The organism is Neoasaia chiangmaiensis, from assembly GCF_002005465.1.
GTDB classification, from domain to species: domain Bacteria; phylum Pseudomonadota; class Alphaproteobacteria; order Acetobacterales; family Acetobacteraceae; genus Neoasaia; species Neoasaia chiangmaiensis.
This window is the reverse complement of record NZ_CP014691.1, coordinates 1,974,516-1,987,500: the sequence shown is the minus strand read 5'-3', so window position 1 is coordinate 1,987,500 and position 12,985 is coordinate 1,974,516. Positions and strand designations below refer to the sequence as shown.

The 12,985-nt window shown below is 64.8% G+C and carries 17 protein-coding genes (1 of these 17 running past the window's edge); 5 read left to right on the top strand and 12 right to left on the bottom strand.

What is annotated here, in order from left to right; translation table 11 throughout:
* A protein-coding gene (locus tag A0U93_RS09415; protein WP_169852732.1) for an MBL fold metallo-hydrolase crosses the window boundary here: on the bottom strand, positions 1-31 show its 5' portion. Its footprint begins 611 nt before the window's first position; the window shows 31 of its 642 coding nt (coding positions 1-31); its start codon is at positions 29-31; the stop codon falls past the left edge of the window.
* A 158-nt stretch (positions 32-189) separates the two neighbouring features.
* Between A0U93_RS09415 and A0U93_RS09410 the strand changes: the two genes are divergently transcribed.
* Together A0U93_RS09410 and A0U93_RS09405 are read left to right on the top strand one after the other, a co-directional pair.
* Positions 190-540: a RidA family protein gene (locus tag A0U93_RS09410; RefSeq protein ID WP_077807130.1), complete on the top strand. Its 351-nt coding sequence runs from the start codon at positions 190-192 to the stop codon at positions 538-540.
* Between the two features lie 151 nt (positions 541-691).
* Positions 692-1,447 carry a CHAP domain-containing protein gene (locus A0U93_RS09405; protein ID WP_371862857.1) on the top strand — a complete coding sequence of 252 codons (756 nt, stop codon included), beginning with the start codon at positions 692-694 and terminating at the stop codon, positions 1,445-1,447.
* 83 nt (positions 1,448-1,530) lie between these two features.
* Here A0U93_RS09405 and A0U93_RS09400 read toward each other — a convergent pair whose 3' ends face one another.
* The 4 genes from A0U93_RS09400 to A0U93_RS09385 all read right to left on the bottom strand — a co-directional run bounded on the left by A0U93_RS09400 (position 1,531) and on the right by A0U93_RS09385 (position 4,438).
* Positions 1,531-1,992: a 23S rRNA (pseudouridine(1915)-N(3))-methyltransferase RlmH gene (locus A0U93_RS09400; RefSeq protein ID WP_077807128.1), complete on the bottom strand. Its 462-nt coding sequence runs from the start codon at positions 1,990-1,992 to the stop codon at positions 1,531-1,533.
* A gap of 2 nt (positions 1,993-1,994) precedes the next feature.
* Positions 1,995-2,459 (bottom strand): ribosome silencing factor, encoded by a 465-nt coding sequence (gene rsfS / locus A0U93_RS09395; protein WP_077807127.1) that lies wholly within the window; start codon positions 2,457-2,459, stop codon positions 1,995-1,997.
* 105 nt (positions 2,460-2,564) lie between these two features.
* Complete coding sequence (locus A0U93_RS09390) at positions 2,565-3,143, bottom strand: nicotinate-nucleotide adenylyltransferase (protein ID WP_245824793.1); 579 nt, start codon at positions 3,141-3,143, stop codon at positions 2,565-2,567.
* A gap of 35 nt (positions 3,144-3,178) precedes the next feature.
* Positions 3,179-4,438 carry a glutamate-5-semialdehyde dehydrogenase gene (locus tag A0U93_RS09385; protein ID WP_077807126.1) on the bottom strand — a complete coding sequence of 420 codons (1,260 nt, stop codon included), beginning with the start codon at positions 4,436-4,438 and terminating at the stop codon, positions 3,179-3,181.
* Positions 4,439-4,500: 62 nt separating this feature from the next.
* Here A0U93_RS09385 and A0U93_RS16435 point away from each other — a divergent pair, with 62 nt between their 5' ends.
* Together A0U93_RS16435 and A0U93_RS09375 are read left to right on the top strand one after the other, a co-directional pair.
* A complete protein-coding gene (locus A0U93_RS16435; protein ID WP_169852731.1) occupies positions 4,501-4,932 on the top strand; it encodes a GNAT family N-acetyltransferase, cg3035/Rv0428c family in 432 nt (143 codons plus the stop codon).
* Positions 4,830-5,267 (top strand): GNAT family N-acetyltransferase, encoded by a 438-nt coding sequence (locus A0U93_RS09375; protein WP_169852730.1) that lies wholly within the window; start codon positions 4,830-4,832, stop codon positions 5,265-5,267. The genes A0U93_RS16435 and A0U93_RS09375 overlap by 103 nt, the downstream gene beginning before the upstream one ends.
* Here the strand turns inward: A0U93_RS09375 and A0U93_RS09370 are convergent.
* From A0U93_RS09370 to A0U93_RS09345, 6 genes are all read right to left on the bottom strand, one after another.
* Positions 5,249-6,394 carry a glycerate kinase gene (locus tag A0U93_RS09370; RefSeq protein ID WP_077807123.1) on the bottom strand — a complete coding sequence of 382 codons (1,146 nt, stop codon included), beginning with the start codon at positions 6,392-6,394 and terminating at the stop codon, positions 5,249-5,251. The two genes, A0U93_RS09375 and A0U93_RS09370, sit on opposite strands and share 19 nt — an antisense overlap.
* 53 nt (positions 6,395-6,447) lie before the next feature.
* Entirely contained in the window at positions 6,448-7,542 is a 1,095-nt protein-coding gene (ychF, locus tag A0U93_RS09365) for a redox-regulated ATPase YchF (protein ID WP_077807122.1), read from the bottom strand.
* Complete coding sequence (gene pth, locus A0U93_RS09360) at positions 7,542-8,120, bottom strand: aminoacyl-tRNA hydrolase (protein WP_077808444.1); 579 nt, start codon at positions 8,118-8,120, stop codon at positions 7,542-7,544. The genes ychF and pth overlap by 1 nt, the downstream gene beginning before the upstream one ends.
* A gap of 21 nt (positions 8,121-8,141) precedes the next feature.
* Positions 8,142-8,795, bottom strand: a complete 654-nt coding sequence (locus tag A0U93_RS09355; RefSeq protein ID WP_169852729.1) for a 50S ribosomal protein L25/general stress protein Ctc — start codon at positions 8,793-8,795, stop codon at positions 8,142-8,144.
* A 101-nt stretch (positions 8,796-8,896) separates the two neighbouring features.
* Positions 8,897-9,484, bottom strand: coding sequence for a histidine phosphatase family protein (locus tag A0U93_RS09350; RefSeq protein ID WP_077807121.1), 588 nt, complete (start codon positions 9,482-9,484; stop codon positions 8,897-8,899).
* Positions 9,485-9,495: 11 nt separating this feature from the next.
* Positions 9,496-10,428, bottom strand: coding sequence for a ribose-phosphate pyrophosphokinase (locus A0U93_RS09345; protein WP_077807120.1), 933 nt, complete (start codon positions 10,426-10,428; stop codon positions 9,496-9,498).
* A gap of 170 nt (positions 10,429-10,598) precedes the next feature.
* Between A0U93_RS09345 and cls the strand changes: the two genes are divergently transcribed.
* Positions 10,599-12,044 carry a cardiolipin synthase gene (gene cls, locus A0U93_RS09340; protein ID WP_077807119.1) on the top strand — a complete coding sequence of 482 codons (1,446 nt, stop codon included), beginning with the start codon at positions 10,599-10,601 and terminating at the stop codon, positions 12,042-12,044.
* Here the strand turns inward: cls and A0U93_RS09335 are convergent.
* The gene (locus tag A0U93_RS09335; protein WP_077807118.1) at positions 12,039-12,968 is read right to left on the bottom strand and encodes a hypothetical protein; all 930 of its coding nucleotides are present in this window, start codon (positions 12,966-12,968) and stop codon (positions 12,039-12,041) included. The two genes, cls and A0U93_RS09335, sit on opposite strands and share 6 nt — an antisense overlap.
* Positions 12,969-12,985: the final 17 nt, after the last annotated feature.

The following is a 12,985-nucleotide window of genomic DNA, read 5'->3' as shown; positions in this document are numbered from 1 at the left end:
GCGGCGTCACCTGAACGGTCCGAACCCGCATCGGCCCGATCTCCCTCTTTGTATCGGTTGCCTTATGGCCCCCGCGCGATACCGTGCCCGCCGCCGCCATGCAAGCATGCGGCCCCATGGTTGACCGCATGGGCGCGCCGAACCACAATCCGCCGCCATCGACACAGACGATTTCAGAGGAGCCATACCATGAGCCGCATCCTGCGCACCGAACCCAACCCGATCCTGTCCAAGGCCGTCGAATATCACGGTTTCGTCTTCACGCAGGGCATCGTCGCCCGAAACCTCGATGCGGACATGAAGGCACAGACAGCGGACGTGCTTTCCCAGCTTGACGAATTGCTTGAACGGCACGGCACGGACAATACGCGCATCCTGCAAGCGCAGATCTGGCTGAAGAACATCGACGATCGCGCCATTCTCAACGAACTCTGGACCGCCTGGTTGCCGGAAGGTCAGGCCCCGGCACGCGCCTGCGTGCAGGCCGTTCTCGCCGATCCGCGCATGGCCGTCGAAATCATGCTGGTGACGACCAAGTAATCTGTCGGCTTCAAAAGTGAGGCGGAGCGGCAACAGCTAACTGTCGCTCCAAAACCACACAAATTATTTCCAAGTGATGCGTACACGGCTTGCCAGGGTTGCGTAAACCCTGTTAGCTCTGATCTCGGGACAAGACGCCATCCGGGAAATAATGAACGTGACGCAGAGAAGTTGCCTGAAATCACGCCGCAGGCCCATTTTTTCTTCTCTGACAATCCTTTCATTGCTTCTTACAATGGCCATGGGCAGCCAGTCGGCCGAAGCCCGGCATCGGTTTGTCCGCCACGCAAACTTCCACCACACCCGCTTCGTGGCGCGTCGCCACTACAGCGTCGGTCACGTCATCCAGTGCGTCGCTTTCGCCAAGACGGCGTCGGATGTCATCCTGCACGGGAACGCCGCTGACTGGTGGTATAACGCACGCGGCGTCTATGCACGCGGCGCGGCACCGGAGCCCGGCTCGGTCCTGAACTTCCGCGCCACGCGCCGGATGCCGCTCGGTCATGTCGCCGTCGTGAAAGAAATTCAGGATAGCCGCACCATCGTCATCGACCAGTCCCATTGGGCACAGCGCGGCATTTCCCGTAACGTGCATGTCATCGACGTCTCGCCCAACAACGACTGGAGCGCCGTGCGGGTGGCGCTGAACGGTCGTAGCGAAGACTACGGCAGCATCTACCCGACCTACGGCTTCATCTATGGCCGTCCCGACAATGGCGTGATGATGGCCAGCAACACGCCGGTCCAGGCCACGGTCCAGCCGGCCTTTGCCACACGCCGCGTCGCAACCCATCGTGCGATCGAAGGCAACTTCGACGCCCTGCGTCACCCGATGGCGTCCACGGAAGTAGCCGAGGCGCCAGACGACGCCTTTGCGATCGACGCGCCGAACCGCAATATCCGATAATCATCGGCCCGATTTCCCGAAGACCGCTTTGAATGCCTCCGGGAAAACCCGGGGGCTTTTTTTTTGACTCAACGACCGGGTGTCTAATCCCGGGGTCTGGCGGCCCGATGATAGGGATGGCCCGTATTGATGGCCTGCGCCCGATAGAGTTGCTCCGCCAGCAGGCCACGCACCAGCATGTGCGGCCACGTCATGCGCCCGAAGGACAATGTCGCATCCGCCCGGTCGATGACGCTGGATTCGAGTCCCTCCGCACCACCGATCAGGAAACAGAGCGGTCGCCCGGTTTCGCGCCACCGCACCATCATCCCGGCGAATTCGAGACTGTCCGGCGTGGCTCCCCCCTCGTCCAGCGCGACGACAAGAGCGTTATCCGGGCAGGCCCCGAGCAGCGATGCCGCATCCCGACGCCGGATCTCCAGCGCCGAACCGCGCGTTTCGGCAATCTCGGTCACATCCAGACGCGGCCGCAGCCTCGCCGCATAACGATCGAGCAGGTCGCGCTCCGGACCGGCCTTCATCCGGCCGATCGCGATCAACCGCACGGTCAGAGCGTCGTGACCGAATCGTCCGAATCGGTCGCGTCGAAATCCGCACCCCACATGCGCTCCAACCCATACAGAACGCGGCTGTCGGGCTTGAAGAGATGCACGACGATGTCGCCCACGTCGATCAGCACCCAGTCCGAGCCGTTGGCGCCTTCGATCAACACCCGCTTGATGCCGGCTTCCTCGTTCAGCTTGCGCTCGAGATGCGTCGCCATGGCCGTGATCTGACGATCGACCTGACCGGTCGCGATCACCATCCGGTCCGCAAAGCTCGCCCGGCCGGTGAGATCGAGGACGACGATGTCCTCCGCCTTGTCCGCCTCGAGGCTGGCGGTGATGACGGCAAGCGCCTTCTCCAGCGCCTCGCGCTCGGCGGCTTCACGCGTCACGCGCTGGCCACGCTTGGGGCCAGCCGCCGCAGCCTTCTTGCGCGGCGTTCCGGCCGATTTGGCGGCTTCAGCCAAGGCGGCGGGGGATTTTGTCGATTTGCCAGTCCGTCGTGCGGGCGTGGCAGGCGTATCGGTTGTCGGCTTCCTGGCGATGGCTCGCACTCCGGTTCATCATGGCAGTCAGGGCGCGTCGGCAATCATGCCCGAATCGCGCAACGCTGTCGCCGATATACCGTTCTGCGGGGCCGGAAGAAAAGTCCAGGCTGAACCTTTATAGCGCGCAAGCACCGGCCCACGACGCGGCGGCCGTCGCGTATGCCGCAATCGATGCGCCGCCAGGCCTTCCAGCGCGCCGATATTGCTGCCGGGCCGGGGCAGGATGGCGATCGGCACCAGCCTCGCCAGATCCTGCCACCGCCGCCAGCGCGGCAGGGAGGCCAGACCATCGGCCCCCATCAGCCAGACGAATCGCGCCCGCGGAAAGCGCTGCCGAAGCACGGCCATCGTCTCCACCGTGTAGCGACGATGAAGACGCGCCTCGATATCCGTGGCGATGATGCGCCGCCCATCGGCCAACCGGGTCGCACTTGCCAGCCGCGCGGCGAACGGCGCCATGCCATGGCGCGATTTCAGCGGGTTGCCCGGCGACACCATCAGCCAGACCTGATCCAGCCGCAGATGCTGCAACGCGTAGCGCGCAAGCTGCAAATGCCCCACATGCGCCGGGTTGAACGAACCGCCCAGCACGCCGATCGCCATGTTCCGGCCGTCGCCATATGTCGGAATGGACGGGATCAGCCGCGTACCTGCCCGTTGCCGCGCACCTCGTAGCGGAATGTCGTGAGCTGTTGCAGCCCGACCGGCCCGCGCGCATGCAGCTTGCCCGTCGCGATCCCGATCTCCGCACCGAATCCGAACTCCCCACCGTCGCAGAACTGCGTGGACGCATTCCACATCACGACCGCACTGTCCGTGCCGTTGAGGAACGTCGCCGCCGCCGCCGCATCTTCAGTGACGATCGCCTCGGTATGCTGGCTGCCATAACGGGCGATATGCGCCAGCGCCGCCGCCACGTCATCCACCACGGCGATGGAGAGCTTGGCGTCCAGCCATTCGGTCGCAAAGTCCTGCGTCGTGGCGGGCGGCAGACCCGGCACGATCGCCTGCGCGCGCGCATCGCCCACGAACGCGCACCCGCGCGCGCTCAGGTCCTCGACCAGCAACGGCAGCAGCGATGGCGCGATGGCGGCGTCGATCAGCAACGTCTCCGTCGCACCGCAGATGCCGGTGCGCCGCATCTTGGCATCCGCCAGAACCCTGCGCGCCATGTCCGGATCGGCGGCGGCGTGAACATAGGTGTGGCAAAGCCCCTCCGCATGCGCGAGAACCGGCACGCGCGCCTCACGCAAAACGCGCTCGACCAGCGATTTCCCCCCACGCGGAATGATAAGGTCGATCGCGCCCACCGCCGTCAGCATTGCGCCGACATGCGCGCGGTCGGCATCCGGCGCGATCTGCACGCACGCCACCGGCAGACCCGCCGCGCGCAGCCCGTCCTCGATACATGTCTGGATCGCCCGCGCCGAATGCAGGCTTTCCGATCCGCCGCGCAAAATCACCGCATTGCCGGACTTGATGCACAATCCCGCCGCATCGGCGCCGACGTTCGGACGGCTTTCGTAGATCATGCCGATCACGCCGATCGGCACCGCGACCCGACGCATCAGCAAACCGTTCGGACGCGTCCATTCCGCCAGAACATGCCCTAGCGGATCGGGTAATCCCGCGATCTCCTCCAGCCCCTTCGCCATCGCCTCGACCCGTGCCGGATTGAGCGTCAGCCGGTCCCGGAACGCCGCCGAGGCCGTGGAGGCCGCCACGTCCTGCACGTTCGCCGCAAGAATCTCCGCCTGTCGCGCACGCAAGGCAGCGGCTGCCGCCATCAGGGCATCGTTGCGCCGGGCCGTCGTCGAGGTCGCCAATGCGCGCGCAGCCTGACGCGCCGGGCCGGTCAAAGCGCCGATGCCGCTCTTCTCAGCCGCAACCGTATCCATGTTAAGCTCCTTCGGACAGCAGACGCATCACACGACGCCCATCCAGCATTGCCAGAGGTATCATGGCAACCGTTTCGATCCCAAGCGCGATGATTTCCCTCGCACAGATCCGCGAACTGGAGGAATACGCCGCGCATGCCTGGCCCGCACGCCACACCGCAATGCTCGACGGATGGATGCTGCGCACCTCGGATGGCCACACGAAACGCGCCAATAGCGCCAGCCCCCTCTCGCCATCCGCCGATTTCAGCACGCTCCTGCCCGCGATCGAGACACATTACGTCGAGCAGGGTCTCCCACCCCTGTTCCGCCTGACCGACCTCGCCACATTCGACACCGCCGATCGCCTGCGGCAGGCTGGCTACGCCCCTTTCGAGCCCTCCTGGGTCCTGTGCTGCGCGATCTGTCTCCCACGACCGCCCCGTCCGGCATCATCGTGGAACCCGCGCCAACCGCAACCTGGCTGGCCACCCTGGCCCATGCCGCCGGATTGACGGAACGCGCACGCCGGGGTCACGCCGACATCCTGTCGCGTATCGAGACCCCCTGCGCATTCGCCACGCGGTATGCCGATGGCCGTCTGGTTGGCGTGGGGCTGGCCGTGCTTCAACAGGGGCACCTCGGCCTTTTCGAACTGGCCGTCGCGGCGCCGAACCGGCATCAGGGCCATGCGCAGGCGCTGATGCACGCACTCTGCAACTGGGGATACGTCCGCAACGCGCAGCATGCCTATCTACAGGTCCTTGCCGACAACCTTGCGGCCATGCGCCTTTACGACCAGCTCGGCTTCGCCAAGGCCTACCGATACGACTACTGGCGACGTGGCTGAAACAGCGCCATCGCAGCCGCAACGTTACGCGCCGTGCGCCGCACGTTGACGGCCGCTTCCGCCAGCGCCTGATCCAGGCTACAGGGCCGGTTCACGACGCTGAACACCGCATCGATGCCGTGATCGTGCACAGCCCCGGCATCGTCGCCCAGCGAGCCGGCCAGCGCCACGACCGGAACGCCATGCCGCTTCGCCAGACGCGCCACGCCGATCGGCGCCTTGCCCTGCAAGGTCTGCCCGTCGATCCGGCCTTCCCCCGTCACCACCAGATCGGCATCCCGGATCGCATCCTCCAGCCGCAATGCTTCCATGACGATATCGACACCCGGCCTCATGACGGCGCCGAACAACCCCACGGCACTCGCACCCGTCCCGCCTGCCGCGCCAATTCCGGGCAGGTCCGCCAGGGCGCGACCTGTCGTCGCTTCCAGAAGCGCCGCATACCGCGCCAATGCCGCATCCAGTCGCGCCACCATCTCCGGCGTCGCCCCCTTCTGCGGACCGAAGATCGCAGAGGCTCCCAAGGAACCCGTCAAAGGATTGTCCACATCGCAGGCGATTTCGATCCGGGATTCCGCCAGCCGCGCATCCATGCCCGTCACATCGATCGTCGCCACCTCGGCCAGCGCCGCGCCGCCGGGCGGTAACTCAAGCCCCCTCCCATCACGCAGGGAAACCCCGAGCGCCTGGGCCATGCCCGCGCCACCGTCATTCGTGGCGCTGCCACCCAGAGCCAGCAGGATATGGCGGCAACCCTCGTCCAGCGCCGCAAGGATCAATTCCCCGACGCCATATGTCGTCGCCCGCAAGGGGTCGCGTCGCACGGGCGGCACCAATGCCAGCCCGGCGGCCTCCGCCAGTTCGACCACCGCCGTCCGCCCATCCCCGAGAATGGCGAAACGCGCTTCCACCGCCGCGCCCATCGGACCACGCACGACACGGTGGATCAATCGTCCGCCCGTCGCTTCCGCAAGGATGGCCGCCGTGCCTTCCCCGCCATCCGCCATCGGCCGCCTGATATAGAGGGCATCCGGGAAAACCGTCCGAAATCCGACCTCGACCTCATGCGCGACGTCGAAAGCGGAAAGGCTTTCCTTGAACGAGTCGCAGACGATGGCGATCTTCATGTCACGTTCCCTATCCCGGTCAGCGCCCTGCATCGGGAATGCGGGATCAGGCCTCAGACGTTGAAGCGGAACAGCAGGACATCGCCGTCCTGCACCACATATTCCTTGCCTTCGATCCGCAGCTTGCCCGCGTCCTTCGCGCCGGCTTCCCCCTTGCAGGCCACATAGTCGTCATACGCCACGGTTTCGCAAGCGATGAAGCCACGCTCGAAATCGTTATGGATGACCGCAGCGGCCTGTGGCGCTTTCGTGCCCGCCGTGATCGTCCAGGCGCGCGTTTCCTTCGGCCCGACCGTGAAATAGGTCCGCAGACCCAGCAGGCCGTAACCCGCCGCGATCACCCGATCCAGACCGGAATCATGAAGCCCGAGCCCTTCGAGGAATTCGGCGCGGTCCTCCTGCGGCAACTGGCTGACTTCCGCCTCGATCGCCGCCGAAACGACCACGACCGCCGCGCCCTCGGCTTCCGCCCGCTTGCGCACGGCCTCCGAATGCGTGTTGCCGGTGGAGGCCGAACCCTCCTCGACATTACAGACATAAAGGACCGGCTTCGTCGTCATCAGCTGCAAACGACGCGCCGTTTCCTCCTCGCCGGCAGGAATCGCCGTGCGCGCGGGCTTGCCGTCACGCAGCGCCGCGATCAACGGCTGCATGACCGTAAGCTGCTGCTGCGCCTCGCGATCGTTTCCGCGCGCGCGCTTCTGCAACTGCGTCTCGCGCTTCTCCAGGCTTTCCAGATCGGCCAGCATCAGCTCGGTCTCGATGATCTCCGCATCGCGCACCGGGTCGACGCCGCCCTCCACATGCGTGATGTCGTCATCCTCGAAGCAGCGCAGCACATGGATGATGGCATCCACTTCGCGGATATTGGCGAGGAACTGGTTGCCCAGCCCTTCCCCACGGGATGCGCCACGCACCAGACCGGCAATATCGACGAACTCCAGGCTCGTCGGCAGGATCTTCTGGGACTTGCCGATTTCCGCCAGCTTCGCCAGCCGCGGATCGGGCACCGCCACACGACCCACATTCGGCTCGATCGTGCAGAACGGATAATTCGCCGCCTGCGCCGCCGCCGTCTCGGTCAATGCATTGAAAAGCGTCGATTTGCCGACATTGGGCAGGCCGACGATGCCGCAATTGAAACCCATCAGCGCTTCTCCCCACACAGCATGGCAATTCTGGTCATGAACGCTTCCGGCTCGCCTTTGGCAAGCAACGGCGCCGCATCGGCCACCGCATCCAGAAGTGCTTCGAGTTCGTTTTGTTCCGCTTTCGCGAAATCGCCCAGCACATGGCCGGTCACGCGGTCCTTGTGGCCCGGATGCCCGATGCCCAGACGCACGCGTTGATAATTCTGATCGTTCAGCGTCCGGTCCATCGACCGCAAGCCATTATGTCCCGCCGCGCCACCGCCGCGCTTCACCCGCACCTTGCAGAACGCAAGGTCCAGTTCGTCATGAAAGGCGGTGATGTCGGCCACCGGCAATTTGTAGAAGCGTGCCGTCTGCTGCACGCTGTCGCCGGACGCATTCATATACGTCATCGGCTTCAGCAGAACGATCTTCTGTCCGGCAATGACGCCGTCCGCGGTTTCGCCGCGGAAACGATTGCGCCACGGGCCGAACCCATGGCGCTCGGCGATCCGGTCGACCGCCATGAAGCCGATGTTATGGCGGTGACGCCGCATTCCGGGCTCCGGATTGCCGAGCCCGGTCCAAAGCAACATCCCCGCCATGAACGTTCGGTCTTACTTCTTCTTCGCACCCGGCTTGGCGGCGGCTTCCGCTTCCGCCGCAGCCTTGGCGGCCGCTTCGGCTTCCATCTCGGCATCGACCGTCGGCGGCGCGATGGTCGCGATCACGAAGTTCGGGATCTGCAACAGCGGCGTAACATGCTCCGTGCCTTCCAGATCGTCCCAGCGCACGTTGTCATGGATGTCGAGCTTGCTCAGATCCACATTGAAGCTGGCCGGAATGTTGTCCACATCCGCCAGAACCTCAACCGTATGACGGATCAGGTTCAGCACGCCACCACGCTTGATGCCCGGTGCGGACTCTTCGCCGGTCACATGGATGGAAACCGTGACGTGAACCTTCTCGCCCGGCGCCAGACGCTGGAAGTCGATATGGATCGGCGCATCGGTCACCGGATGCAGTTGAACTTCGCGCATCAGCGCACGCACCGGCGTGCCGTCGACGGGCAGTTCATACAGGCGCGAACGCCAGCCGCCACGCACCATCTCCTTGAGGATCACGCGCGGATCGATCTGGATCAGCGTCGGCTCCTGCTTGGCACCGTAGATCACGCCGGGCACCAGACCGGCACGTCTCGTTGCGCGCGCTGCCCCCTTACCAGCCTTCGCGCGCGAAGAGACTTCGAGAGTCGTCAGATTCGTAGCCACTTGAAAATTTCCTTATCGGTTGCGCGCCAGCCTCCAGGGGTGCCGACGCGAGGGGCGGCCTTAGCGGAAAACCCCGCCGCCCGCAACCGAATCGGCACGATTCACTCGGAAAAAGCCTTGATGTTCCAGCCTTCCGCCCCCGGCGTGATGTAAAGCGGGACAGCGTTGGCCAGGCGCACGTTGATCGGCAAACCCATCGCCGCCCGCAACGCCCGGAAAAGCGCGCCATGCGCCACGATCAGCGGCATGCCCTCACCTTCCAGCGCCCGATTGACCGCACCGGCGGCCCGCGCCGTCAGTTCGGCGAAAGGTTCGCATCCCTGCGGGAGGAACCTGCCTTCGATCCAGGGATCGTACCAATCCCCCATCGGATGGCCTTCCTTCTCCCCGAAGCAGACCTCCTCAAGCTGCGGATCGGTCGTCAGCGGCAGCTCCACGCCGCTCGACGTCGCAATCGCATCGCGCGCCGCCTCGGCCGTGCGCAATGCACGGCTGAGCGGCGAGGCAACGATCCGCGTGATCGGCGAGGCGCCATCGCGCCAATGCGCGGCAAGGCGTTCGCCGGCCTTGATCGCCTGCGCCTCGCCAGTTGCATTCAGTGGAATATCCGTTCGCCCCTGAGAGAGCCCCTGCGCGTTCCAGTCCGTCTCGCCGTGACGAAGATACCAGTAGGGGCGGGACAGCAGCATGCGCGAATTCCTCAATCGAACAGCGACGAAACGGAGCTTTCGTCAGCGACGGCGCTCATCGCGCGCGCCAGGAGATTGGCCGTGGTGATCTGGCGGATGTTGGGCGTGTTCTCCAGCGCCTCGGTTGCCGGAATACTGTCGGTCAATGTCAGCATCTTCAAGGGCGAACCACCGATCCGTTCAATGGCGCTGCCGGTCAACACACCGTGTGTCACGTAGGCCTCGACCCCCGCCGCACCATGTTTCATCAGCGCTTCCGCCGCATTGCACAGCGATCCGCCACTGTCGACGATATCGTCCACCAGAATGCAATAACGCCCGGACACATCGCCGATCACGTTCATCACCTCGGAAACACCCGCCCGCTCGCGGCGCTTGTCGATGATCGCCAGATCGGTGTTCAGGCGTTGCGCCAGCTGTCGTGCCCGCACCACGCCACCGACATCGGGCGACACGATCATCAGGTTCTCTCCGTCATGACGCGCATGGATATCGCGCTTGAAAAGCGGCGCGGCATAGAGGTTATCCACCGGGATGTCGAAAAAACCCTGAATCTGCATCGCATGCAGGTCCATGGTCAGAATGCGGTTGGCGCCCGCCTCCACAAGCAGATTGGCCACCAGCTTGGCGCTGATCGGCGTGCGCGGTCCCGATTTGCGATCCTGCCGCGCATAGCCGAAATACGGCATCACCGCCGTCACCCGGCGCGCCGAACCGCGCCGCAGCGCGTCCAGCATGATGAGCAGCTCCATCAGGTTGTCATTCGTCGGCGAACAGGTGCTCTGGATGACGAAAACATCCTCGCCGCGCACGTTCTCCTGAATTTCGACGAACACTTCCGCATCCGCGAACCGCCGGACGGAAACCTTGCACAATGGCAGGCGAAGCTCCTGCGCGACGGCGCGCGCCAGCGGGAGATTGCTGTTGCAGGCAACGATCTTCATGCGAAACGGCTCCGGTCGGATGCGTCGATGCCCTGGAACTGCGGGCTATGGACTTACGCGATGGCGTTCTAGCAATGTGACGCAAGATTGTCATCCGCCGTACGCGCAATGAATTTTCCTGTCCAAGCCCCGTCTCCCTTCCACACGCCATCGAGGAAGCAACATACCGCATGAACTGGCACTGGCTCGGCCCGGCAAGCGTCTTCACGCTGCAGGTGATCTTCATCATTCGCGCCCTTCTGCGGCCTCATCGCCAACCCACGTCACGCATTGCATGGGTCGCCATCATCGGCGCCCTGCCGATCGTGGGCATACTGGCCTATCTCCTGCTCGGCGAGACGAATCCCGGCCGTGCGCTGGTCACACGCATCCACGCCGCGATGCGCCAGGTCCCCATTCCCGGCAAGACGAGCGAGACATTGCTGGACGTTGAAGACGCCTATCGCCTGCCACCGCGCGCCGTGCCGCTTTTCCGCATGGGCCAGTCCATCAACGGCTATCCACCCATGGGCGGCAACAGCGCCGCCCTGATGGCCGATTCCAATGCCGCCATCGATGCGATGGTCGCCGATATCGATCGCGCCCGGCAACATGTCCATATCTGCTTCTATATCTGGCTGACCGACCATAACGGCATGAAGATGGTCGAAGCCCTGCGGCGCGCGGCGCGACGCGGGGTCACATGCCGCGTCATGGCGGACGATCTCGGCTCGCGCAAACTCATCCATCACCGCGCCTGGCGCGACATGGCACAGGATGGCGTGCAACTCGTGCGCGCCCTGCCCATCGGCAGCATCCTGCTGCGCCCGCTGCACGGGCGATTCGACATGCGCAACCATCGCAAGGTCGTCGTCATCGACAACCGCGTGACCTATTGCGGCAGCCAGAACTGCGCCGATCCCGAATTCCGCGTCAAAGCCAGATATGCCCCCTGGGTCGATCTGGTCGCGCGCTTCGAAGGCCCGGTCGCGCTGCAAAACCAGCATCTGTTCGCCACCGACTGGATGTCCCAGACGAGCGAGGACCTCACCCCTCTGCTCGCCTCGGCAACCGTGCCGCAGGAACCCGGCTTCGTGGCGCAGGTCGTCGCCTCCGGGGCCGCCACGCGCTACGAAGCCATGCCGGAGATGTTCATCGCCCTCATGGATTCGGCGACCGACGAACTGATGATTACCACCCCGTATTACGTGCCGGACGAAGCCATCCAGACCGCCCTGCGCGCCAGCGCCCATCGCGGCGTGCGCACGACGCTGATCATGCCGCAACGCAACGATTCATGGATCGTTGCCGGCGCCAGCCGCAGCTACTACCTCGAACTCCTGCAAGCCGGCGTGCGGATTCTCGAATATCCGCATGGCCTGCTGCACACCAAATCCCTGACCGTCGACGGCACAACGACGCTGATCGGCTCGGCCAACATGGATCGACGCAGCTTCGACCTGAATTTCGAGAACAACATCCTGCTTTTCGATCCCGCCTTCACGATACAGGTCCGTGAACGGCAGCAACATTATCTGGACGCCAGCCAGGAGATCACCATCGACATGGTCAAGGCCTGGCCCACCTGGCGCGTGCTCTGGAACAACGTGCTGGCGACGATCGGCCCCGTTCTATGACGGACGCGCCTGGCCGGGCGGCGGCAGTGGCTTGTGATCGCGACCGGAATAATTCGAAATGATCTGGCGCACCCCGCCCGCGGCCTCCTCCGCCGCGGCGGCCGCGACATCTCCCCAAGCCCCATCGAGGGAATGGGCATCGATCTCGTGCAACTGCGTCGCCGCCCCGGCCTCCTTCCCGTCAGCCGCCACCGTATGCCAGACGATCTCGATATGCTGCTGCGGATGCCCCGTCATGCCGACAGGACCGTCACTCAGGCGCACGACACCCCGAACCGTATAGTCCGCGCCCTTCGCGCCCTGCTGCAACTGGTCCATCGCATCGGGAAAGGACGTGACGAACGCCTGCGCGAGGCTGACATTGCCATCCCCCGGCGCGCCGGTCACGCCGGAGAAATACACGCGCGCCGGACGGCGCTTCAGGCTTTGCGGATCATGCTGCATCATGTCCGCCTGAATGCCGGTCAACACCGCCGCGACACGTGGCCCTTCAAGCTGGGCCATCTGCGCCAGCGCCGCCGGGTCGCCCTTCGACCATACGGCCGCCGAAACCGGCGCGCCATTTTCCTGTCCGCGCGCCTCTCCTTTCGGCGTCATGACGGTGTAATGCGGCACGACCGACCCGCCCGCGAGCGTCGCCGTCATCTTCAGCCACCAGTCACCCGGCTTGACCGCCTGCGCCGTCGCGGGAACGGACTGATCGAGCATCGCCTGCGCCATATCCCGTGCCCATAATTGCGCGGCGCCATCATCCAGCAGGGATTCGGACGGCGTCGGAATCGCCAGACGCGGCGGCGGCGTGTTGAGCGCCAGACGCGCGGCCTCCCGCCCCGGATCGGCAAAGGGATGCGGCATATCCAGACAACCCGTCAGTATCAGGGACGATGCGGACAGCAACGAAAGCGCAAGGAAACGACGAACCATCGGCAAACTCGATCAGA

Coding starts and splice junctions, on each gene's coding strand:
- A0U93_RS09410 (WP_077807130.1), top strand. CDS start 190: ATGAGCCGCATCCTGCGCACCGAACCCAACCCGATCCTGTCCAAGGCC.
- A0U93_RS09405 (WP_371862857.1), top strand. CDS start 692: ATGAACGTGACGCAGAGAAGTTGCCTGAAATCACGCCGCAGGCCCATT.
- A0U93_RS09390 (WP_245824793.1), bottom strand. CDS start 3,143: ATGGCGATCGGCGTGCTGGGCGGTTCGTTCAACCCGGCGCATGTGGGG.
- A0U93_RS09385 (WP_077807126.1), bottom strand. CDS start 4,438: ATGGATACGGTTGCGGCTGAGAAGAGCGGCATCGGCGCTTTGACCGGC.
- A0U93_RS16435 (WP_169852731.1), top strand. CDS start 4,501: ATGGCAACCGTTTCGATCCCAAGCGCGATGATTTCCCTCGCACAGATC.
- A0U93_RS09370 (WP_077807123.1), bottom strand. CDS start 6,394: ATGAAGATCGCCATCGTCTGCGACTCGTTCAAGGAAAGCCTTTCCGCT.
- ychF (WP_077807122.1), bottom strand. CDS start 7,542: ATGGGTTTCAATTGCGGCATCGTCGGCCTGCCCAATGTCGGCAAATCG.
- pth (WP_077808444.1), bottom strand. CDS start 8,120: ATGTTGCTTTGGACCGGGCTCGGCAATCCGGAGCCCGGAATGCGGCGT.
- A0U93_RS09350 (WP_077807121.1), bottom strand. CDS start 9,484: ATGCTGCTGTCCCGCCCCTACTGGTATCTTCGTCACGGCGAGACGGAC.
- A0U93_RS09345 (WP_077807120.1), bottom strand. CDS start 10,428: ATGAAGATCGTTGCCTGCAACAGCAATCTCCCGCTGGCGCGCGCCGTC.
- cls (WP_077807119.1), top strand. CDS start 10,599: ATGAACTGGCACTGGCTCGGCCCGGCAAGCGTCTTCACGCTGCAGGTG.
- A0U93_RS09335 (WP_077807118.1), bottom strand. CDS start 12,968: ATGGTTCGTCGTTTCCTTGCGCTTTCGTTGCTGTCCGCATCGTCCCTG.